The organism is Psychroserpens ponticola (genome assembly GCF_023556315.2).
Classification (GTDB): Bacteria; Bacteroidota; Bacteroidia; order Flavobacteriales; family Flavobacteriaceae; genus Psychroserpens; species Psychroserpens ponticola.
Genome location: NZ_CP116221.1, coordinates 2,372,921 through 2,394,633 on the forward strand (window position 1 = coordinate 2,372,921; position 21,713 = coordinate 2,394,633).

Annotated in this window: 21 protein-coding genes; 16 read left to right on the forward strand and 5 right to left on the reverse strand. The window is 32.0% G+C overall.

Features of this window, described 5'->3' with window-relative positions; all coding sequences use genetic code 11:
- Window positions 1-10 precede the first annotated feature (10 nt).
- The 3 genes from ligA to MUN68_RS10645 all read right to left on the reverse strand — a co-directional run bounded on the left by ligA (window position 11) and on the right by MUN68_RS10645 (window position 3,535).
- Window positions 11-2,005 carry an NAD-dependent DNA ligase LigA gene (ligA, locus tag MUN68_RS10635; RefSeq protein WP_249996559.1) on the reverse strand — a complete coding sequence of 665 codons (1,995 nt, stop codon included), beginning with the start codon at window positions 2,003-2,005 and terminating at the stop codon, window positions 11-13.
- Between the two features lie 114 nt (window positions 2,006-2,119).
- Complete coding sequence (gene prmC / locus MUN68_RS10640) at window positions 2,120-2,989, reverse strand: peptide chain release factor N(5)-glutamine methyltransferase (protein ID WP_249996558.1); 870 nt, start codon at window positions 2,987-2,989, stop codon at window positions 2,120-2,122.
- A 54-nt stretch (window positions 2,990-3,043) separates the two neighbouring features.
- Window positions 3,044-3,535 carry a GNAT family N-acetyltransferase gene (locus MUN68_RS10645; RefSeq protein ID WP_249996556.1) on the reverse strand — a complete coding sequence of 164 codons (492 nt, stop codon included), beginning with the start codon at window positions 3,533-3,535 and terminating at the stop codon, window positions 3,044-3,046.
- Window positions 3,536-3,588: 53 nt separating this feature from the next.
- Between MUN68_RS10645 and MUN68_RS10650 the strand changes: the two genes are divergently transcribed.
- Genes MUN68_RS10650 through MUN68_RS10670 form a run of 5 tightly spaced genes read left to right on the forward strand, consistent with a single transcriptional unit; the run spans window position 3,589 to window position 7,233 of the window.
- Window positions 3,589-4,044 carry an LEA type 2 family protein gene (locus MUN68_RS10650; RefSeq protein ID WP_249996555.1) on the forward strand — a complete coding sequence of 152 codons (456 nt, stop codon included), beginning with the start codon at window positions 3,589-3,591 and terminating at the stop codon, window positions 4,042-4,044.
- Window positions 4,045-5,091: a bifunctional diaminohydroxyphosphoribosylaminopyrimidine deaminase/5-amino-6-(5-phosphoribosylamino)uracil reductase RibD gene (gene ribD, locus MUN68_RS10655; RefSeq protein ID WP_249996554.1), complete on the forward strand. Its 1,047-nt coding sequence runs from the start codon at window positions 4,045-4,047 to the stop codon at window positions 5,089-5,091.
- Between the two features lie 47 nt (window positions 5,092-5,138).
- Window positions 5,139-5,753, forward strand: a complete 615-nt coding sequence (locus MUN68_RS10660) for an HAD family hydrolase (protein WP_249996553.1) — start codon at window positions 5,139-5,141, stop codon at window positions 5,751-5,753.
- A complete protein-coding gene (locus tag MUN68_RS10665) occupies window positions 5,750-6,613 on the forward strand; it encodes a DMT family transporter (RefSeq protein WP_249996552.1) in 864 nt (287 codons plus the stop codon). The genes MUN68_RS10660 and MUN68_RS10665 overlap by 4 nt, the downstream gene beginning before the upstream one ends.
- Window positions 6,613-7,233 carry an IMPACT family protein gene (locus MUN68_RS10670; RefSeq protein ID WP_249996551.1) on the forward strand — a complete coding sequence of 207 codons (621 nt, stop codon included), beginning with the start codon at window positions 6,613-6,615 and terminating at the stop codon, window positions 7,231-7,233. Before MUN68_RS10665 ends, MUN68_RS10670 begins: the two co-directional genes overlap by 1 nt.
- Here the strand turns inward: MUN68_RS10670 and MUN68_RS10675 are convergent.
- Window positions 7,230-7,640, reverse strand: coding sequence for an acyl-CoA thioesterase (locus tag MUN68_RS10675; RefSeq protein WP_249996549.1), 411 nt, complete (start codon window positions 7,638-7,640; stop codon window positions 7,230-7,232). The genes MUN68_RS10670 and MUN68_RS10675 overlap by 4 nt on opposite strands.
- Window positions 7,641-7,831: 191 nt before the next feature.
- Here MUN68_RS10675 and dnaA point away from each other — a divergent pair, with 191 nt between their 5' ends.
- The 6 genes from dnaA (at window position 7,832) to MUN68_RS10705 (ending at window position 16,302) form a co-directional block, all read left to right on the forward strand.
- Entirely contained in the window at window positions 7,832-9,259 is a 1,428-nt protein-coding gene (gene dnaA, locus MUN68_RS10680) for a chromosomal replication initiator protein DnaA (RefSeq protein ID WP_249996548.1), read from the forward strand.
- 8 nt (window positions 9,260-9,267) lie between these two features.
- On the forward strand, window positions 9,268-9,732 hold the full coding sequence (locus tag MUN68_RS10685; RefSeq protein WP_249996547.1) for a low molecular weight protein-tyrosine-phosphatase: 465 nt from the start codon (window positions 9,268-9,270) through the stop codon (window positions 9,730-9,732).
- A 70-nt stretch (window positions 9,733-9,802) separates the two neighbouring features.
- A complete protein-coding gene (locus MUN68_RS10690) occupies window positions 9,803-11,173 on the forward strand; it encodes a PQQ-dependent sugar dehydrogenase (protein ID WP_249996546.1) in 1,371 nt (456 codons plus the stop codon).
- A 6-nt stretch (window positions 11,174-11,179) separates the two neighbouring features.
- Entirely contained in the window at window positions 11,180-11,896 is a 717-nt protein-coding gene (locus tag MUN68_RS10695) for an SAM-dependent methyltransferase (protein WP_249996545.1), read from the forward strand.
- 84 nt (window positions 11,897-11,980) lie between these two features.
- Window positions 11,981-14,482: a PIG-L family deacetylase gene (locus MUN68_RS10700; protein WP_249996544.1), complete on the forward strand. Its 2,502-nt coding sequence runs from the start codon at window positions 11,981-11,983 to the stop codon at window positions 14,480-14,482.
- A gap of 116 nt (window positions 14,483-14,598) precedes the next feature.
- Window positions 14,599-16,302: a sodium:solute symporter gene (locus MUN68_RS10705; protein ID WP_249996543.1), complete on the forward strand. Its 1,704-nt coding sequence runs from the start codon at window positions 14,599-14,601 to the stop codon at window positions 16,300-16,302.
- A 71-nt stretch (window positions 16,303-16,373) separates the two neighbouring features.
- On the opposite strand, the gene MUN68_RS10710 is transcribed toward MUN68_RS10705, so the two are convergent.
- Window positions 16,374-17,222, reverse strand: a complete 849-nt coding sequence (locus MUN68_RS10710; RefSeq protein WP_249996541.1) for a DUF2911 domain-containing protein — start codon at window positions 17,220-17,222, stop codon at window positions 16,374-16,376.
- Window positions 17,223-17,508: 286 nt separating this feature from the next.
- Between MUN68_RS10710 and MUN68_RS10715 the strand changes: the two genes are divergently transcribed.
- The 5 genes from MUN68_RS10715 to MUN68_RS10735 all read left to right on the forward strand — a co-directional run bounded on the left by MUN68_RS10715 (window position 17,509) and on the right by MUN68_RS10735 (window position 21,702).
- Window positions 17,509-18,162 carry a TetR family transcriptional regulator C-terminal domain-containing protein gene (locus MUN68_RS10715; protein ID WP_249996540.1) on the forward strand — a complete coding sequence of 218 codons (654 nt, stop codon included), beginning with the start codon at window positions 17,509-17,511 and terminating at the stop codon, window positions 18,160-18,162.
- A 14-nt stretch (window positions 18,163-18,176) separates the two neighbouring features.
- Window positions 18,177-19,487, forward strand: coding sequence for an ABC1 kinase family protein (locus tag MUN68_RS10720; protein WP_249996539.1), 1,311 nt, complete (start codon window positions 18,177-18,179; stop codon window positions 19,485-19,487).
- A gap of 15 nt (window positions 19,488-19,502) precedes the next feature.
- The gene (locus tag MUN68_RS10725; RefSeq protein WP_249996538.1) at window positions 19,503-20,927 is read left to right on the forward strand and encodes an SDR family oxidoreductase; all 1,425 of its coding nucleotides are present in this window, start codon (window positions 19,503-19,505) and stop codon (window positions 20,925-20,927) included.
- Window positions 20,928-21,150: 223 nt separating this feature from the next.
- Window positions 21,151-21,423 (forward strand): TIGR03643 family protein, encoded by a 273-nt coding sequence (locus MUN68_RS10730; protein ID WP_249996537.1) that lies wholly within the window; start codon window positions 21,151-21,153, stop codon window positions 21,421-21,423.
- A gap of 54 nt (window positions 21,424-21,477) precedes the next feature.
- A complete protein-coding gene (locus MUN68_RS10735; protein WP_249996536.1) occupies window positions 21,478-21,702 on the forward strand; it encodes a hypothetical protein in 225 nt (74 codons plus the stop codon).
- The last annotated feature ends 11 nt before the right edge of the window (window positions 21,703-21,713 follow it).

Here is a 21,713-nt window from a genome sequence, read left to right on the forward strand (position 1 = left end):
AAGTAAGAATTTACTTAATCATTAATAAAAAATCATTTTCAGAGATGATTGGAATTTCTAAAGATTCTGCTTTTGTTCGCTTACTTGGCCCCATTTTATCACCAGCAATCAAATAATTAGTTTTAGATGAAATTGAAGAAGACACCTTCCCTCCATTATCTTCAATTAGCTTTTTAAGCTCTGTTCGACTCAGAGAGACAAATACTCCGGAGACTACTATGGATAGACCTTTTAGTTTGTCTGTTTGATTGGCTAGTTTTTCAGCAGATAATTCAAGCTGTAATCCAAATACTCTGAGTTTATCAATAAACACCAAATTAGATTCAGAAGAAAAGAACTCAACTACACTCTGAGCAATCCGTTCACCTATTTCATCAACAGCAACTAAATCTTCATTTGAAGCATTAGCTATGGCATCGATATTTTTATAATGCTTAGCTAGCTTCTTAGCCACAGTTTCTCCAACATATCTAATTCCTAATGCGAATAAAACACGTTCAAACGGAATTTGTTTTGAAGCTTCAATGCCATTGATTAGATTTTCAGCACTTTTTTCTGCCATACGTTCTAAAGGCAAGATATCTTCTTTTGTTAAAAGATATAAATCTGAATAGTTTAAAATCAAGCCCTCATTTACTAAAAGCGCAACTGTTTCTCCTCCTAAACCTTCAATATCCATTGCTTTCCTAGAAATATAATGCTGAATACGACCAATAATTTGTGGATTACAACCATTATAATTTGGACAATAATGCTTTGCATCGCCTTCCTCACGAACTAATTCTGTGTGACATTCTGGGCAATGCGTAATGTATTTCGTAGGCTGAGAGTTAGATGGACGCTTACTTAAATCTACGGCTATAATCTTCGGAATAATTTCTCCTCCTTTTTCAACAAAGACCTCATCTCCTTCTCTAATGTCTAGTTTTTCTATTTGATCTGCATTATGCAATGATGCTCGTTTGACTGTAGTACCAGCCAATTCTACAGGTTCTAAATTAGCAACTGGTGTAATTGCTCCAGTACGACCTACTTGATATGTAATCTCATTCAATCGCGTAGAGACTTGTTCTGCTTTAAACTTATAAGCCATTGCCCAACGTGGTGCTTTCGCAGTATAACCTAGCTCTTCTTGTTGTTGTAAATTATTTACTTTAATGACCACACCATCTGTTTCATATGGCAAATCATGACGATGCACATCCCAATATTCAACAAACTCAATAACGTCATCAACAGACGTCGCTAGTTTTGAAGCTTCAGGAACTTTAAATCCCATTTGTCTAGCGTTGTCTAAACTTTCAAATTGAGTTGCAAATCCTAAATTCCTACCTTTAATATTGTAAAGCAAACATTCTAAAGGGCGTTTTGCTACTTCAGCACTGTCTTGTAATTTCAAACTTCCAGATGCTGTATTTCTCGGATTTCGGTATAACTCTTCTCCTGCTTCAAGTCGTTCTTCATTCATTTTATGAAACCCTTCAAAAGGCAATACAATTTCTCCTCGAATATCAAACTTTTTAGGATAATTGCCTTTTAATTGTAAAGGCACAGATTTAATCGTTTTCACATTTGCAGTCACATCATCACCTTGTGTTCCATCTCCTCTAGTTACAGCTCTTACTAAACTTCCATTCTCGTAAGTTAAACTTATAGAAGCACCATCGTATTTTAGCTCACAAACAAATTCAACCGTTCCATCTACTATTTTTTCAATCCGTTTTTCCCAATCTAATAAGTCGTCTTTCGAATATGAATTATCTAAGGAATACATTCGATGCTCATGCTCAACCGTTTGAAAATTCTTAGTCACTTCTCCTCCAACTCTTAAAGTAGGCGAATTAGCGTCATAAAACTCTGGATGTGCTTCCTCTAAAGTCTGAAGTTCCTTTAGTTTTATATCAAAGTCATAATCGCTAATTGTTGGATTATCTAGTACGTAATAATTATAATTATGCTCGCGTAGTTCATTGCGAAGCGATTGGATTTGTGCTGCTATACTCATTAAAAATCGTTGTGAAAAGTTGTATTTCTACTTTAAATTCAAAGCATCTAATATACTAAAATGAATGTCAGAATAATTGTGATTCACTTACTTTTTATCAGCTTTTTATTCAAGTTATTTTATCCCTTTTATCATTCGGTCTTTACCAAATATATCCGTTTTCAGTTCAATCGATTTGAAACCAAAATCATTAAGAAGCTGAATCATATCTTCGCCTAAATATTCATTAATTTCCAGATACAAAGCTCCTTTATCCTTAAGATTTAATTGCGCAAATTCACAAATGACTTTATAAAACTGTAACGGATTATCATCTTCAACAAATAAAGCTAAATGCGGCTCGTTGTCCAGAACATTAGGCTTGATTTCTTCTTTTTCTAAATTGCGAACGTAAGGTGGATTAGATACAATGATGTCAAATTTATGAGATACTGAAATCAGTTTAGCATGACTTGGATTTAAAATATCATCATGAATAAAGCCGACTACTACTTTATTCAATTCTGAATTCTGCTCAGCAATGCTTAAAGCTTCTTTAGAAACATCTAGAGCTGAAACATTTGCTTTAGCTAAGTTTTTAGCTAATGAAATAGCAATACAACCTGTTCCAGTTCCGATATCAAGGATATTTAAAGACTTTTCTACAGTGTTCGAAGTGACATCTTCCAAAATAAAAGTTACTAATTCTTCGGTTTCTGGTCTCGGAATTAAAGTATGCTTATTGACTTTAAAGGACAACCCATAAAATTCGGTTTCACCTATAACATATTGTATGGGTTTATGGTTCTTTAAATCTGATAACGCATTTAAAAACAATATGCCTTGTTTAGCTGTTATGTTATATTCAGGATTTAAGACCAATTGAATTCGTTTTGATTCTAAGTAGTGTTCCATTAAAATACCAAAGAATGAATTGACTTCATCTTTACCATATAATGCATCTAATTCCGTGTGATAATTGTTTAGAATATCTTTTAAAACCAAATCTTAAGTTTAAAATAGGTCTCGACTGCGCTTGACCTGACAGTTAATTAAAAATTATAAATTTTTCATCATCCAAACACCACATGAATAATGACCTGTATTTCCTAAAGGCTCTTCTCTATGCTCAAATCCGTAGTCTTCATAAATATGAATCGCAGCTTTTAATTGTAAAGCCGATTCGAGATAACAGGTTTCAAATTCGAAGTCTTTTGCAGCTTTCAAACAGGCTTCAAACATCTTTCTACCAAAGCCTTTTCCGCGTACTTTTGGCGAAAAATACATCTTTTGTAACTCGCAAACATTTCCATCAAAATTTTTCAATTGTTTTATTCCAGCTCCTCCAAAAACTTCAGTGCTACTGGCAACAACATAATACACTTCTTTATCACCTTGATAAGATTCGTACATTAAAGGTGTTTCGGCATCTTCATAAGCTGTGCCTTTTAATGGAATTTTAAATTCTGGAAAACAACCTTTTATAACAGCTTCAATTTGCGGGTTGTCTTCTGGACGGATTTCTCGTATAACAATAGTATCTTTGCTCACTTTAATAATCTATTTTTGCGCTGTGAAGATAGTACAAATCTAAAAACACTAATATGAAGAAACTTATAATCTTATCAACATTAGTCTTCACTTTTATATCCTGTTCGGTTAAAGAAAAGCCTAAATTTTTACGTGTTGAAAATATTAAAGTTTTAGAATCCACAAGCAAAACGATTACTTTAACTGCTGATGCTTTATTTATGAATCCAAATGATATTGGAGGCGAATTAAAAACTGACGGAATAAAAGTAATTGTAAATGGTAATGAAATGGCTTCAGTATCTACAGAATCTTTTAAAGTTCCAGCAAAAAAAGAATTTTCAATTCCGCTTAGAGCTGATGTTCCAACAGATAGTTTGTTTAGTGATAAAAATTTAAGTGGTTTACTAGGAAGTTTATTCAACAAAAAAATGAAAGTGCAATATAAAGGAGATATAAAATATAAAGTTTTAGGCTTTTCGCATACCTATACGGTTGACGAAACTGAAGATGTTAAAATAAAATTCTAATTGACCACTCACGAAACATATATTAAACGCTGTATAGACATCGCAAAACAAGGTTTAGGCATAACAGCTCCTAATCCGATGGTTGGCAGCATAATTGTTTATGATGGCAAAATTATTGGCGAAGGTTCCACAAGTGCTTATGGTGGCAATCATGCAGAAGTGAATGCCATCAATTCGGTTAAAGACAAAGAGATACTCAAACAAGCGACCTTATATGTGACGCTTGAACCTTGTTCGCATATTGGAAAAACGCCTCCATGTTCAGATTTGATTATTAAGCATCAAATTCCAAATGTCGTGATTGGTTGTGTCGATGACAATCCGCAAGTCGCTGGAAAAGGCATCGCAAAACTTAAAGCATCTGGTTGCCATGTTACAGTAGGAATTTTAGAAGTAGAATGCAAATCACATCACAAGCGGTTTTTTACATTTCACAATAAAAAACGACCTTATATTATTTTGAAATGGGCAGAAACGAGTGATGGTTTTATTGCTCCAGCAACAAAAGACAAAAAAGAACCGGTTTGGATTACCAATACCTACTCAAAACAATTGGTCCATAAATGGCGAGCTGAAGAACAAGCTATTTTAGTTGGAACCCATACTGCTTTAGAAGATAATCCGAGTTTAACAGTAAGAAATTGGACAGGAAATAACCCGATTAGAATTGTAATTGACAAAAACAATACACTTCCTAAAGATTTTTCAGTCTTTAATACAGAAGCTGAGACCATCATCATTTCTAAAAAAGAAGTAGATTTCAACAAACCCTTAGGACATGAAATTTGCACATTTTTATATTCAAAAAATATCAATTCAGTCATTATTGAAGGTGGAGCACAGACACTTCAAACCTTTATAGATGAAAACCTTTGGGATGAAGCTCGAGTTTTTAAAGGGACTTCCATTTTTAAAGCTGGAACAAAAGCACCTCAATTTTCGGGAGAATTAATTTCTGAAGATCATATTTTAGATGATTCATTGAAGCATTATATAAATCTCACTTCTAATAGTCATCTCGAGCGCAATCGAGAGATCTTAATCTGACAATAATAATTAGGTCTCGACTGCGCTCGACCTGACAGAATTTAAAAATGAAAATTAAAACAATCATATTCGACTTTGGAGATGTGTTCATCAATTTAGATAAAGAAGGTGCAATGCAAAATGCACTCACATTATTTCAATTAAACGAACTACCTGAAGATCTTATAGCAATTAATACCTTATACGAACAAGGTTTAATCTCTTCAGATGAATTTATAGAATTCTATACTGATAATTTTCCTAAGCTTTCAAAGAAAGACATTTTAGATGCATGGAATTTCATCCTAAAAGATTTCCCTGAAGAACGCTTAACATTCCTTAAAAACTTAAAAAAAGAACAGAAACACAAACTTATTTTGTTAAGTAATACTAACGAAATTCATATTAATTGGATTAAAGAACATGTTTCGTTTTATGAGGAATTCAAAGCTTGTTTTGATCAATTCTATTTATCTCATGACATAAATTTAAGAAAACCTAACCAAGATATTTATCAGTTTGTTTTAAATCAAAATAAACTAAAAGCAGATGAATGCTTGTTTATCGACGACACAAAAGACAATACTGATGCTGCTGCTGCTTTAGGAATTCATATTTGGAATATTGATGAAACTAAAGAAAATGTTATAGATTTATTCTCCATTAAAGAAGACTTGTTTTGATATATCTACTTTTAAGCATAACTGCTTCTACCCTTTTATTTATCATTTTTAAACTCTTAGATAGATTCAACATCAATACATTTCAGGCGATTGTTGTGAATTATTTCACTGCTTGCCTATTTGGAATCTGGAGTTATGATGAACCTTTAAACGTAAAAAGCATTTTAGAATCGCAATGGTTATTTGGTGCAATTGGTCTCGCCTTTTTATTTATTGCAGTCTTTAATGTCATGGCGCTAACGGCTCAACGCAACGGGATTTCAGTGGTATCTGTAGCTTCAAAAATGAGTGTCATTATACCAGTGATTTTTGGAGTTTATGCCTATAATGAAGGAGTTGGGTTTCAAAAAATTATTGGAATAATTTTCGCACTAATTGCTGTATATCTCACTTCTGTTAGACCCAAAACTACAAGCAATTTTGCAAAAGGTTTACTGCTACCAATATTATTGTTTTTTGGCTCAGGAGTTATTGACACCTCAATAAAGTATCTTGAAACCACCTATGTTTCAGAAAATGGAATCCCTATTTTTTCAGCAACCATATTCGCTTTTGCTTTTATTATTGGATCATTTATCCTTATATATAAATACATTAAGAAACCTGGACAAATTCAATTAAGAACCATTATTGCAGGTAGTATTTTAGGAATTGTGAATTACTTTTCTATTTATTATTTATTAAAAGCTCTCAATCACGAAAGCCTAGAAAGCTCTACAATATTCACAGTGAACAATGTAGCTATTGTAATGGTATCAACACTCTTAGGGCTTATGGTTTTTAGAGAAACTATATCAAAAACAAATTGGTTTGGAATCATATTGGCTCTAATTTCAATTGTATTAGTAACTTTGTCTTAATGACCGAAAAAGATATTTACAAAACAATTACCAAAGCATCACCTGAAGTACTTTTCAAAGATAAGAATAGTAAATTTTTTGGTTATGCGTTTCCTGTAACTACTGAAGAAGACGTTAAATCACACTTAGAAACACTAAAAAAAGAACATCATCAAGCTAGACATTGGTGTTATGCCTATCAAATCGGAAAATCAAAAAAAGACTACACGTATAGAGCTAATGATGATGGTGAACCTAATAATAGTGCAGGAATGCCAATTTATGGACAAATACAATCGTTTGAAGTTACAAATGTTCTTATTGTTGTGGTAAGATATTTTGGTGGTGTAAAATTAGGTGTTAGCGGACTTATAAACGCATACAGAACTAGCGCACAAATGGCTTTAGAAGCCTCAAAAATAATTTCAAAAACAATTAACTTTGAATATGCAATTACTTTTGATTACAAAAACATGAATAAAGTGATGCGTATAGTAAAAGAAAAAAATCTAAATGTCATAAATCAAACTTTAGAATTAAGTTGTGAACTAATCATTTCTGTAAGGTTAAAAGAAGCAACTTCCATATTTGAAATATTTGACAGACTTTATGAAATTGAAATCAAAACTTTAAACGATTAAATTAGCAGTTGGTCTAAAATATAGTCTGGACATCTTGTAGGTCGATTCTTATTAATATCCATAAATACTAAAACAGAATTTCCAGTTGTTAAAACTTCGTCTTTTTCATTTAGAATTTCATAATCAAATTCAATTTTAGCCGTTGGTTTTTTTACGAGTTTAGTTTTCACTTTAATGAGATCATCATAACACGCTGACTTTTTGTATTTTATAGACAAACTAACAACTGGCAACATAATTCCATCTTCTTCCATTTGTTTATAAGAAAACCCCATTTTACGCAACCACTCTGTTCTGCCTATTTCAAAATATTGCGCATAATTACCATGATAAACAACTCCCATTTGATCAGTTTCGCCATAACGGACTCTAAATTGTATTTCATCGGGTTTAGTTAAATTGGACATCGTTATTGATATTTTTTTTGTAAATTCGAATCGATTTAAACATGAGGAAAAAATTCTAGAAAATCAACACATTTTGATTTTTTTATTAAATAATTTGTTCACATATTTGCCATGTAAAAATCAACACAGAGAAACTCGAATTTCTCTTTTTTTTGCTAACTAACTAACAACACAAAAATTACACTTAGAGAATGGATGTAACTGCGCAATCGGTTTGGACTAACTGTCTGTCTTTTATAAAAGACAATATTCAACCTCAAGCCTATAAAACATGGTTTGAGCCTATAGTAGCAGTTAAACTTTCTGATAATGCTTTGAACATTCAAGTACCAAGTAAATTTTTCTACGAGTGGCTTGAAGAACATTATGTAAAAATTCTTAAAGTAGCTTTAACTAAAGAATTAGGAGAAACAGCAAAATTAGTTTATGTTATCAAAATGGAAAATACGTATGGTAACAAACAACCATTTACGGAAAAGATTCCAAGTTCAAATCGTGGAGCTATGAAATCTCAAGATGTTGATGTTCCACTTAATAATAAAAATCCTGAACTCAAAAATCCATTTATAATTCCTGGAATTAGAAACGTTAAGATCGAATCTCAACTCAATCCGAATTATAGTTTTGAAAATTTCCTAGAAGGAGATTCTAACAGATTAGCAAGAAACGCTGGTTTAGCTGTTGCTAACAAACCTGGTGGCACTTCATTTAATCCGTTATTGATTTTTGGTGGTGTTGGTTTAGGAAAAACACATTTAGCACATGCTATTGGTGTTGACATTAAAGATAAGTATCCTGAAAAAACAGTCCTTTATATTTCTGCTGAAAAATTCACACAGCAATATATTGATTCTGTAAAAAAGAATAATAGGAATGATTTTATACACTTCTATCAAATTATAGATGTCTTAATTATTGATGATGTTCAGTTTCTTTCTGGAAAATCTGGAACCCAAGATGTATTCTTCCATATTTTCAACCATTTACATCAAAACGGAAAACAGGTCATATTAACGAGTGACAAAGCTCCAGTTGACATGCAAGATATTGAGCAACGCTTATTATCTCGTTTTAAATGGGGACTTTCTGCAGAATTACAAAGCCCTGACTTTGAAACTAGAGTTTCAATTTTAAAAAACAAATTATATCGTGATGGTGTTGAAATGCCTGATGATATTATCGAGTATGTTGCAAAGCATATAAAAACAAATGTTCGTGAACTTGAAGGCGCTATCATTTCATTAATCGCACAATCATCATTCAACAAAAAGGAAATCACTGTTAATCTTGCTAAAGAGATTGTTGAAAAATTCGTTAAAAACACTAAACGAGAAGTTTCTATCGATTACATCCAAAAAGTCGTGTCAGATTATTTCCAAATGGATGTTAGCACTTTACAATCTAAAACAAGAAAACGTCATATTGTTCAAGCAAGACAGCTAGCAATGTTTTTTGCTAAAAAATACACAAAAGCTTCATTAGCAAGTATAGGTTCTCAAATTGGTAAGCGAGATCATGCTACAGTTCTTCATGCATGTAAAACTGTAGACAACTTATCATCTACCGACAAACAATTTAGAAAGTATGTAGAAGATCTTTCTAAAAAACTTTCTTTATAAATTCTCTTATGACTAGTATTTTAATGGTTTGTTTAGGCAATATTTGTCGTTCACCATTAGCTCATGGTATATTAGAATCAAAATTACCTTCTGATCAATTTTATATAGATTCTGCTGGAACTGCAAACTATCATGTTGGAGATTCTCCAGATCATCGTTCAATAGCAGTTGCAAAATCTAATGGAATTGACATTTCAAACCAACGTGGCAGACAATTCAAAGTGTCAGATTTTGATACATTTGATTACATTTTCACTATGGACGATTCCAATTACCAAAACATAATTGCATTAGCGAGAGGCGCTAATGATATCGCTAAAGTAAAATGCATTCTGGAACTAGAAGACACAATTCAACTTACTCATGTACCTGATCCTTACTATGGAGATATTTCAGATTTTCAAAATGTTTTTCAATTACTCGAAAAAGTTTGTAACACATTATCAAACAAGCTACAAAACATTACCTTATAGGAATTTTCTTTAATCATTCATTTGTTTTTTTGTATTTTTAGCAAAAAGAGTCCTAAAAAATTACAAAGCTATGAAAAAAATTACCCTATACTTTATGTGTATGATGTGCGCATATGGTTTTTCTCAAAACATTGAATTAGAATTATTTGCATCTGGATTTTCAGACCCAATAAAAGTACAAAACGCAGGTGATGACAGACTTTTTGTTACTGAACAAGATGGTACTATCCAAATTTTAAATACTGATGGCACAACCAATTCAACTCCATTTTTAGATATCGATGCAAGAGTTGCTAGTGGTGGTGAACGTGGATTATTATCCCTTGCATTTCATCCAAACTATGCTTCTAATGGTTATTTCTATGTGAATTATACTAATAATTCTGGAGATACTGTAATCTCAAGATTTTCTAGAAGTACAGTAAGTACAGCAGACTCAGGTTCTGAATTAATTTTAATGACCATACCTCAACCTTATAGCAATCACAATGGTGGTGATTTACACTTTGGACCAAATGATGGGTATTTGTATATTTCAACTGGTGATGGTGGATCAGGTGGTGATCCAGGAGATAGATCTCAAGATTTAATGGAATTACTAGGAAAAATGCTTAGAATTGATGTTGACAATGTTGCTAACGGAAATAATTATGCCATTCCTACAGACAACCCTTTTGTCGGAAATCCTAATGCTCTAGAAGAAATTTGGGCTTATGGATTGAGAAACCCATGGAGGTTTTCTTTTGACGAAGAAACTAATGAGATGTGGATTGGTGATGTTGGACAAAATACCACTGAAGAAGTCAATAGAGTCGCAGTTAATCCTGTAGGTTATAATTTTGGTTGGAGATGCTATGAAGGCTCAAACACATACAACACTAACGGCTGCCCAGCTATGGAAACTCTAACTTTCCCTGTTGCTGAATACCCAATTCCACCTTGTTTTTGCAATATAGCTGGTGGACAAGTTTATAGAGGAAGTGTTTACAGTGATATATTTGGAGTATATATTTTTGGCACAACTGGAGACTTTACAATCAGCACAGTTGATGCTTCAAATAATTTAATAAATCATGGTGCTTTTAATAATGGGTATTGGGTCTCTTTTGGAGAAGATATTAATAAAGAAATGTATGCCGTAGATATTACAGGTAGTATTTATAGAGTTAAAGGGACTGTATTATCGGTTTCTGAGTTTGAAAAACAAAATATTTCTATTACTCCTAATCCTGCATCAGAAAATCTTAACATAACACTTTTTAATAATACTATTAATGCTATTTCAATAATCGGCTTAAATGGAAGTGTTCTCTTCAATGAGGAGAATATTTTATTATCTGAAAAAAATATAGATGTTTCATTTTTAAGCAACGGAATGTATCTTATTAATATTGAATTCAATGACAAATCTACTATTGTTAAAAAATTGATAGTAAAATAATATTCGATGCACACTGAAAAAGGAAAACTATATCTCATTCCAACGCGTTTAGGTGACAATCCACCATTAGAAGTATTACCAATTTCAGTAAAAAAAATAATTGAATTGGTAGATCATTATATTGTTGAAAATGAAAAAACAGCTAGACGATTTATAAAAAAAGTCGATTCTAGAAAACAACAATCTACTCTTAAATTTGAGATTATAAATAAGTATACACAGCCAGAAGAAACCCAACATTTTCTTGACACTTGTAAAAACGGAAAATCAATGGGTTTACTATCTGAAGCTGGCTGTCCTGGAATTGCTGATCCAGGTGCAGATATTGTAAAATTAGCTCATGAAAACAACATACAAGTAGTGCCTTTGGTAGGCCCTTCTTCTATTGTATTGGCTTTAATGAGTTCGGGAATGAATGGTCAAAGTTTTGCATTTAATGGCTATATCCCAATTGATAAAAGCGAAAGAAAAGCGACTCTAAAAAAATTAGAACGTATTTCGTATGAGCAAAATCAAACGCAATTATTCATAGAAACACCATACCGAAATAATAAAATCATAGAAGATATTTGTAATGCACTACATCCTCAAACACGAGTTTGTATAGCTTGTGATATTACTTTACCAACAGAATATATAAAAACTTTAACGGTTAAAGAATGGAAACATGTTAATGTAGATTTACATAAACGTCCAGCAATTTTTGTAATTCATAAAGACTAATTTCTTTTAAGTTAAAGAAACATTAAAACAAACCACTACCCTAGATTACTTTGCTATATTTGATTTTAAGCTAACAAATCTAATATGCAAAGACATTTACAATTCCTAATTTTATTACTATTTACTTCATCACTAACGTTTGCACAACAACAAAAAAAACCAACATCTTCCGAGATTTTTGAATCCATAAAAAAATTAAACTTTTTAGGATCTGTTTTATACGTTGCAGCACATCCAGATGATGAAAACACACGACTTATTTCATACATGTCTAATGAAGTCAAAGCAAGAACTGCTTACCTTTCATTAACCAGAGGCGATGGAGGTCAAAACCTTATTGGTCCTGAAATTAGAGAATTACTTGGAGTTATGAGAACTCAAGAATTATTAGCTGCAAGACGCGTAGATGGAGGCGAGCAATTATTTACACGAGCAAATGATTTTGGGTATTCAAAACATCCAGACGAAACTTTGTCCATTTGGGATAAAAACAAAGTACTTAGCGATGTCATATTAGCTATCAGAAAGTTTAAACCAGATGTTATCATTAATAGATTTGATCACAGACGAGCTGGAAAAACTCATGGACATCATACGAGTTCAGCATTATTAAGCATGGAAGCTTTTGATCTTGTAAACAACCCTTTATCCTATCCAGAGCAATTATCTACAACAGGTTTATGGCAACCAAAGCGTTTATTTTATAACACATCTTGGTGGAGATATGGCGGCAAGGAAGAATTTGACAAAGTAGATAAAAGCAATATGATCATGTTTGATATTGGTGTTTATTACCCATTAAAAGGACTTTCAAATAACGAACTAGCTTCAATGGCAAGCAGCCAACATTTATGTCAAGGATTTGGCAGATTAACGCAACGTGGATCTCAAGAAGAATATATAGAATTCTTAAAAGGTGAATCTCTAAATGGAAGCACTAATGTTTTTGAAGGCATTGATACAACATGGAATCGCGTAAAAGGCGGAAATGCAATTGGAGAACTTCTTCAAGATGTTGAAACGAATTTCAATTTCAGAAATCCTTCAGAACACCTTCCTAAACTATTACAAGCTTACCAACTATTATCTAAAGTTGAAGACAAACACTGGAAAACCATTAAAATCAAAGAATTAAAATCAATTATTGTAGCTTGTGCTGGATTGTATTTAGAAGCTTCAGCTGAAACTAATTGGGCTACTTCCAATGAAACGATCAATCTTAATATTGAAGTTCTTAATCGAAGTCAACAATCTATAACCTTAAGAAGCATTAACACTTCTAATAACTTACAAATTTCTAAAGAGATCAAACTTATTGAAAACATGAAGTTTGATTTTAAAGAACCAATCACTATTCCAAATAATCAAAACCCAACAACACCATATTGGTTAGCTGAGAAAGGCACATTAGGAATGTATAAAGCGGATGCTAAGTATATTGGACTTCCTGAAACACCTCGAGTTTTCAATGTTGACTTCAACCTGTTGATTGATAAAACTCCTATAACATTTACAAAACCTGTGGTGTATCGCTATTCTAAACCAGATAAAGGTGAATTATACAAACCTTTTGAAATTATTCCTGAAGCTTCCGCTAAACTATCAGAAGGAGTTATCATTTTAGATTCTGATGCACAACGTGACATTGAAGTTATTGTAAAAGCTGGTCGAGACAATCTTGAAGGCTATGTTCAAATTGCGCATCCAAAAGACTGGAGTATTTTCCCAGAAAAACAAAAAGTTAATATTACGAACAAAGGTCAAGAACAACGTTTGACGTTTACTATTATTCCTCCTAAAGAACAAAGCGAAGGACTTTTAACACCTATGGTACATGTTGGAGAACAAACATACACCAGAGATTTAATAGAAATTGATTATGACCATATCCCATTTCAAACTGTATTATTACCTAGTGAAAGTAAAATTGTAAGATTAGACATTCAAAAACGTGGTGAAAATATTGGATATATTGAAGGTGCTGGTGATGTTGTCCCTGAAAGTCTGAGGCAAATTGGATATAATGTAACCACTATTACACCAAAGAATATTACAGCAGAAAACCTAAATCATTTTGATGCTATAGTTGTAGGGATTAGAGCCTATAATACAGTGGAAGAGCTGAAATTCAAACAGCAAATTCTTTTTGATTATGTCGCTCAAGGCGGAAATATGATTGTGCAATACAACACCAGTTATAGAGTAAAAGTTGACGCTATTGCGCCTTATGATTTAAAATTATCTAGAGACAGAGTTACTGATGAATTGGCTGATGTCACCTTATTAGCGACAACTCATGAAATTTTAAATTATCCTAATAAAATTACTTCAAAAGACTTTGAAGGCTGGACTCAAGAACGTGGTTTATACTTTCCAAATGAATGGGCAAACGAGTTTACTCCTATTCTTTCAATGCATGATAAAGGTGAATCAGCAAAAGAAGGCAGTCTTTTAGTCGCTAAACACGGAAAAGGATATTTTGTATACACAGGACTAAGTTTCTTTAGAGAATTTCCTGCTGGAGTTCCAGGAGCTTACAGACTATTTGCAAACATGCTGTCTTTAGGAAAAAACAATATCAACTAAACTAAATAAATTTCAACCAATGGAAAAGTATAAATGGAATCGAATGTACACACTTGTACTTCTTGCTAATGTTATTTACATCATTGCGTTTTACTTCATAACAAAAGCCTTTTAGTATGCAAACATTAGATTGGATTGTACTTATTAGTACATTATTGCTTATTGTCGTTTATGGAACATATCAGTCTCGAGGCAGTAAAAATGTAAAAGATTTTTTAAAAGGTGGTAATACATCAAAATGGTGGACCATTGGCCTATCTGTAATGGCAACTCAAGCAAGTGCTATTACATTTCTTTCTACTCCTGGACAAGCCTTTAATGACGGAATGGGATTTGTGCAATTTTATTTCGGATTACCAATTGCTATGGTTGTAATTTGTATGGTGTTTATTCCATTATACCATCGACTGAAGGTATATACAGCTTATGAATTTTTAGAAGATCGTTTTGACTTAAAAACCAGAACATTAACAGCTATCTTATTTTTAATTCAACGTGGACTGGCTGCAGGAATTACCATTTTTGCACCTGCAATTATATTATCAGCAGTTTTAGGATGGAATTTACTACTACTAAATGTGATTATTGGTGTATTAGTTATTATTTACACCGTTTCTGGAGGAACAAAAGCCGTAAATGTGACTCAAAAACATCAAATGATTGTCATTTTCACAGGAATGATTATTGCATTTGTTTTGATTATTGACAAGCTTCCAACTGACATCACTTTCTCAAAAGCACTTGATATTGCTGGTGCTAGTGGCAAAATGGAAGTTCTAGATTTTTCATTTGATTTTAATAATCGTTATACTGTTTGGAGTGGACTTATTGGAGGAACATTCTTAATGTTATCCTACTTCGGAACAGATCAAAGTCAGGTGCAACGTTATTTATCCGGAAAATCTTTAAAGGAAATGCAAATTGGGATGATGTTTAACGGACTTTTAAAGATACCAATGCAATTTTTCATCTTATTGGTAGGTGTTATGGTATTTGTTTTTTATCAATTCAACCAAGCTCCTGTAAACTTTAATCCAACTGCCACTGATGTCGTTTTAAATTCTGAATATGCTGAAGAATACAAGTCCATTCAAGACAAACAACAGCTTATATTTGAAGACAAACAAGCTTTAATTTCATCGTTTGTTGCATCAAATGATAGTGATCTCTCTAAAGAAATCGCTTCCTTAAACACTTTAAATGATAAACTTAGAGCAGACGCTAAAGTATTGATTGAAAAAGCTGGAAATTCCCAAAATATTAAAGTTGAAAGTAATGATAAAGATTATGTATTTATACACTTTATTTTAAACAATTTACCTAGAGGCTTAATAGGATTGCTCTTAGCTGTAATTTTAAGCGCAGCCATGTCTAGTACTTCTAGTGAATTAAATGCTTTGGCAAGTACCACAACTATGGATTTATACAAAAGGAACACTCCTGAAAAGTCTGATACCGAAATGGTAAAAGTGTCTAGATGGTTTACTTTAGGATGGGGAATTATTGCTATTGGAGTCGCTTGTGTCGCTAATCTTGCCGAAAATTTGATTCAGCTGGTAAATATTATTGGTTCTATTTTCTACGGAAATGTCTTAGGCATATTTCTACTTGGCTTCTTCTTTAAGTTCGTAAAAGGCAATGCTGTATTTTCTGCAGCTTTAATCACACAAGTTCTTGTCATTGGATTATTCCTACTTAATGAATATGAATTGATCAACCTTCCATTTTTATGGTTGAATTTTGTTGGTTGTGTGATTGTTATAAGCATAGCATGTATAATTCAAAGCTTAAGTAAAAACAATACGCATTCAGAAGCATAACTTATAATACACATAAAAAAAGACCTTCTGATATTTCAAAAGGTCTTTTTTTTATATAATTATGAATAGGATTACATTGCTCCCCATTCTTTTAAAGACTCCATATTCATTTTAACATAACCATCATTCTTTGCTTCCTTAGCTCCAGCCATTGATGCTTTTGCAGCTTCAATAGCTTTGTCTTTATTACCAGCTTTAGCATGAATTAAAGCCTGCTGACGCAACCACCAAAAACGCGGTTGATCTTTTGTCATATCAATTGCTCTATCAATCCATTTTACTGCTGTATCAATATCTTTATCAGATTCTAAGTAATAACGTGCAGCAGCATAATAATCATCTGCTCCAGGTCCAGCCATAATTTTATCAATAGCATTAGTAACTGACTTATCTGTTGGTACATCAAACTTAACACCAACATATGCGTTTTCCCACATCAATCCTATATTAGCAGATTCACTAGTCAAATCATCAAAAGAAATAGTAAATGTTTCTATTTTCATTGGAATTGGATATACTTCAGCAGTAACTTTTGCTGCAACTTTAGTGTCATCCCATTCACTTGGAGTTCCCCAATTTTCAGTGTTTGAATAAAAAACAACTTCCCAAGATTTTTCAGAAGGTGTTACAAAAATAGCATATGATCCTGCCTTAAGCTCCTTACCTTCAACAGTAACATCATCACTGAATGTTATCATTGTATTTTTGTTAGCTCCAGTTCTCCATAGTTTACCATAAGGTACTAGATCTCCAAAAATAGTACGCCCTCTCATGTTAGGTCTAGAATATTCAATAGATACATCTGTTAACCCAACTTTTTGTTCCACTTTAGAAAATGGACTAGGTTGTGGTGTTTCAATTTGAGCATTTACATTGAAAGCAATTGCAAACACTGCAAATACGAGTAATAATTTTTTCATAGTATTAGATTTATTGATTAGTTTATAATTCTTGTAAAATTACGAACTAGACGAGTCTTTATTTGTTAATAAAACTATAAATTAAAGTGTACTGAACTATTCAAAACCACTACATTAAAAATTCAAAACTAAACCACAAAGTCCTTCTTAATATCTTACAAGTTTTCTATTTTCAAGATGGATGCTGTATTAAATTTTTAAGTATTACTAATGTCTTGTTAAATTTTGTTTAACATATATCTAAAATAGTTAAACATATCGTATATTTACATCGTAATATTTTATCATGGGAAAAAAGAAAAACATAAATAGCAATGATTTAATTACTTTCTACATGGATTACGTTTTAGAACACAACCATAATCCTAAAACTGTATATGCATTTGCAAAAGCTAATAATTTTGAAGAGCAAAAATTTTATGAATTCTTCAGTTCTTTCAAATCCATAGAGAAACACATATTCAAAGCATTTTATGATAATACATATAATGCTCTAGAAAGAAATGATGACTACCATTCGTTTGATGCAAGACATAAATTGCTAAGCTTCTATTTTACATTTTTCGAAAATTTAACAGCCAACAGAAGCTACGTTATTTATGCTCTTGAAAACCACAAAAATAGCTTAAAGGGTTTACAACTACTTTCTGAACTAAAACATGCTTTTATCAATTACATTGGAGGTTTAGAAATAGAACTTATAGACGTTAAGCAAGCGCAAATAGATAAAATTCAACGTCGTGGGCTCAAAGAATCTGCTTGGTTACAGCTATTAATAACTCTCAAATTCTGGATGGATGATACATCTTCTAGCTTTGAGAAAACAGACATTTTTATTGAAAAATCAATCAATACAAGTTTTGATATTCTCGACGTTGCACCTATGAAAAGCATTATAGACTTTGGAAAATTTATTTTCAAAGAAAAAATTCAAATGTAATAAATTAGTCCAAAATGAAAACGATAGATAACATACCAACATCAAAAATACAACGTGCATCGAAATTAGTTTCAACAGGTGCCAAAGTTGGCGTGAACTATCTAAAGTATTATGGAGATAAATTAACCAAAACAGAACTAGAAGCAAAAGAACGTTTAAACAAAAATAATGCTACAGATATTTACGATGGATTAAAACAATTAAAAGGAAGTGCTCTAAAAGTTGCTCAAATGCTAAGTATGGAAAAAAGCATAATGCCTCAAGCCTATGTAGAAAAATTCTCTTTAGCCCAATTTTCTGTACCACCTCTTTCACCACCTTTGGTAATAAAAACATTTAAAAAATACTTTGGAAAACTTCCAAGGGAATTATATGATACTTTTAATGCAACGTCTGTAAATGCTGCCAGTATTGGACAAGTCCATGTGGCAACTAAGGATGGGAAAAAACTTGCTGTGAAAATCCAATATCCAGGCGTTGCAGAAAGTATCGCTTCAGATTTAGCCATGGTAAAACCAATTGCCATGAGCATGTTTAATATTAAAGGAAAAGGCTCTGATAAGTATTTTAAAGAAGTTGAACATAAATTAGCAGAAGAAACAGACTATATTCTAGAAGTAAAACAAAGCAAAGAAATTGTTGAAGCTTGCAGTCATATTCAAAATCTAAAATTTCCTCAATATTATGAAGCACTTTCTAATGAGAGAATCATCACTATGGATTATATGGTTGGTGAACATCTTTCAGAATTTGCAGCACATAATACAAATCAGGAAGTCGCTAATAAAATAGGACAAGCTCTTTGGGACTTTTATATGTATCAAATTCACAATCTTAAAAAAGTACATGCAGATCCGCATCCAGGAAACTTTCTTATTTCTGAGGATTCTAAACTCATCGCTTTAGATTTTGGTTGCATGAAGATAATTCCAGAAGAGTTTTACAAACCTTATTTTGAATTGGCTGAAACAGAAAACATAGTAAACAAAGCAAAATTTGAAACAAAACTCTACGAGCTTGAAATTTTACGCAAAGATGACTCAAAAGAAGAAATTGTTTTTTTTACAGCAATGTTTCATGAAATGTTGAGTCTTTTTACACAACCATTACATGCTGAAATCTTTGATTTTTCAGATGATACATTCTTCGGAAAAATTGCAGCATTAGGTGAAAAATATTCTAAAAATACGGAGTTACGCAAAATGAATGGAAATAGAGGTTCTCAACATTTCATCTATATGAATCGAACATTTTTTGGCCTATATAATTTAATGTTCGATTTAAAAGCGAAAGCTATTACCATTAATAATTTTCGAAACTTATAATACTTCTATTAGGTTATGAAAATCCTTGTAACAGGTGCAACAGGCTACATTGGGAAACGGATAATTCCGTTATTACTCAATGACCATCATCGTGTTGTTTGTGCGATTAGAGATAAACTTCGTGCTGATAAAAATTATGCAAATGAAGATTTAATTGAAATTGTTGAAGCCGATTTCTTAAAGCCTGAAACACTACACAATATTCCAAAAGATATTGATATTGTCTATTACTTGATTCACTCTATGTCCAACTCTTCAAACGATTTTGAATCACTAGAGGAACGTTGTGCTATTAATTTCAAAAACTACATAGAAACCACAAATGCCAAACAAGTCATTTACCTTAGTGGAATTACCAATGAAACTAATTTATCTAAACATCTTCAATCACGAAAAAATGTGGAAGACTGTTTAAAATCTGATGCCTATGGTCTCACCATTTTTAAAGCAGGAATCATTGTCGGCTCTGGTAGTTCTTCATTTGAAATTATAAGAGATTTAGTTGAAAAATTACCATTTATGATTGCTCCAAAATGGTTAAACACAAAAACACAACCTTTAGCTGTTAGAGATGTTTTGGCATTCTTACACAGAAGTGCCGGAAAAGAGAAATTATATAATAAATCGTATGATGTTTTTGGTTCTGAAGTATTAACCTATAAACAAATGCTGTTACAATTTGCAGAAGTAAGAAGTCTAAAACGGTACATTTTAACGGTTCCTATTATGACTCCTAAACTATCCTCCTATTGGTTGTATTTTGTCACTTCAACGTCTTACAAATTAGCATCTTCATTGGTAGATAGTATGGGAATTCAAATCATTGGAAAACCAAGTAATATCAATAAAATTCTAGAGGTCAATCCTATGACTTACAAACAAGCTGTTGAATTAGCTTTCGAAAAAATAGAACAAAATAGTATTGTTTCTAGCTGGAAAGACTCTATGATAAGCAGCGGAAGACTTAGAAATAATCTTCATAAATATATCAATGTACCAAAATATGGTTGTTTTACAGATTATAAAGAACGTAAAGTCATAAATACTGAAAAAACTATTGATAAAATCTGGAGTATTGGCGGAAAAAATGGTTGGTATTACGGTACATTTCTTTGGAAAATAAGAGGTTATATCGATAAACTATTTGGAGGCATCGGTTTACGCAGAGGTAGAACAAGTCCTACCAATTTAGAAGTTGGTGACGCCTTAGATTTTTGGCGAGTTATTTATGCAGACAAAGCACAACAAAAACTTCTACTCTATGCAGAAATGAGACTTCCTGGTGAAGCTTGGTTAGAATTCAAAATTGAAGAGGGTTTACTCAAACAAACAGCTACTTTCAGGCCTAGAGGGATTTGGGGCAGATTATATTGGTATAGTGTATTACCTTTTCATGGTTTTATATTCAAAGGAATGATAAACAAGCTTGTAACAGTTTAAGAGATCTTAGTTAGACATTAATGAATTCATTTTTACTTAATTCACAATACTATAACTAAAATCTATAGTGATATGTTATTTTTTTGTTTAAACATACATTATAAACATTAAACATTTTGTAAATTTGAGTATTATGAAATCTATAATCATCAGGTTTTAGATTACAGGATTCCAAATAATTAATTAAAATGAGGTATCTGCAATTTAATTTTCAATTTACGTAATGAAATTAGATCTAATTACGACTGATAGAATCATAGAAATGGCTTGGGAAGATAGAACCACTTTTGAAGCTATAGAATTTCAATTTGGCTTAAAAGAACAAAACGTCATTAAACTGATGCGGAAAGAGATGAAACCCAAAAGTTTCAAAATGTGGCGCAAACGAGTTCAAGGTCGTAAAACAAAACATGAAAAATTACGAACATTTTCAGAGGGTAGATTTAAATGTTCCAGACAAAAACAGATAACCCAAAACTCGATATCTAAACGATAATATTTTTTTAGATTGAAAAAACAAGAATACACAACTACATAAACATATAAAATTATGGAATTAATAAACAAAGCCTTAGAGTTCGAGAAAAGAAAGATGAAGTCACTTTCAACAAGTGATCGTGTTAAAATTTCTCGTGAAGCAAAAGCCTTGATATTAGATTTAAATAAAATTTACATTGAACGTAAAGATCAAAAAATAATGGACCTTATGAAGCGCTTAACTCTAATCAAAAGAAAAGTTGAAAAGCGTTTAAAAGGCGCTCCATTAACAGCATAACTTAACTTCAA

Bases quoted from the DNA above. Each gene is read 5' to 3' on its own strand.
- ligA (WP_249996559.1), bottom strand. From the start codon at position 2,005: ATGAGTATAGCAGCACAAATCCAATCGCTTCGCAATGAACTACGCGAG.
- MUN68_RS10650 (WP_249996555.1), top strand. From the start codon at position 3,589: ATGAAGAAACTTATAATCTTATCAACATTAGTCTTCACTTTTATATCC.
- MUN68_RS10660 (WP_249996553.1), top strand. From the start codon at position 5,139: ATGAAAATTAAAACAATCATATTCGACTTTGGAGATGTGTTCATCAAT.
- MUN68_RS10670 (WP_249996551.1), top strand. From the start codon at position 6,613: ATGACCGAAAAAGATATTTACAAAACAATTACCAAAGCATCACCTGAA.
- MUN68_RS10675 (WP_249996549.1), bottom strand. From the start codon at position 7,640: ATGTCCAATTTAACTAAACCCGATGAAATACAATTTAGAGTCCGTTAT.
- dnaA (WP_249996548.1), top strand. From the start codon at position 7,832: ATGGATGTAACTGCGCAATCGGTTTGGACTAACTGTCTGTCTTTTATA.
- MUN68_RS10685 (WP_249996547.1), top strand. From the start codon at position 9,268: ATGACTAGTATTTTAATGGTTTGTTTAGGCAATATTTGTCGTTCACCA.
- MUN68_RS10690 (WP_249996546.1), top strand. From the start codon at position 9,803: ATGAAAAAAATTACCCTATACTTTATGTGTATGATGTGCGCATATGGT.
- MUN68_RS10695 (WP_249996545.1), top strand. From the start codon at position 11,180: ATGCACACTGAAAAAGGAAAACTATATCTCATTCCAACGCGTTTAGGT.
- MUN68_RS10700 (WP_249996544.1), top strand. From the start codon at position 11,981: ATGCAAAGACATTTACAATTCCTAATTTTATTACTATTTACTTCATCA.
- MUN68_RS10705 (WP_249996543.1), top strand. From the start codon at position 14,599: ATGCAAACATTAGATTGGATTGTACTTATTAGTACATTATTGCTTATT.
- MUN68_RS10710 (WP_249996541.1), bottom strand. From the start codon at position 17,222: ATGAAAAAATTATTACTCGTATTTGCAGTGTTTGCAATTGCTTTCAAT.
- MUN68_RS10715 (WP_249996540.1), top strand. From the start codon at position 17,509: ATGGGAAAAAAGAAAAACATAAATAGCAATGATTTAATTACTTTCTAC.
- MUN68_RS10720 (WP_249996539.1), top strand. From the start codon at position 18,177: ATGAAAACGATAGATAACATACCAACATCAAAAATACAACGTGCATCG.
- MUN68_RS10725 (WP_249996538.1), top strand. From the start codon at position 19,503: ATGAAAATCCTTGTAACAGGTGCAACAGGCTACATTGGGAAACGGATA.
- MUN68_RS10730 (WP_249996537.1), top strand. From the start codon at position 21,151: ATGAAATTAGATCTAATTACGACTGATAGAATCATAGAAATGGCTTGG.
- MUN68_RS10735 (WP_249996536.1), top strand. From the start codon at position 21,478: ATGGAATTAATAAACAAAGCCTTAGAGTTCGAGAAAAGAAAGATGAAG.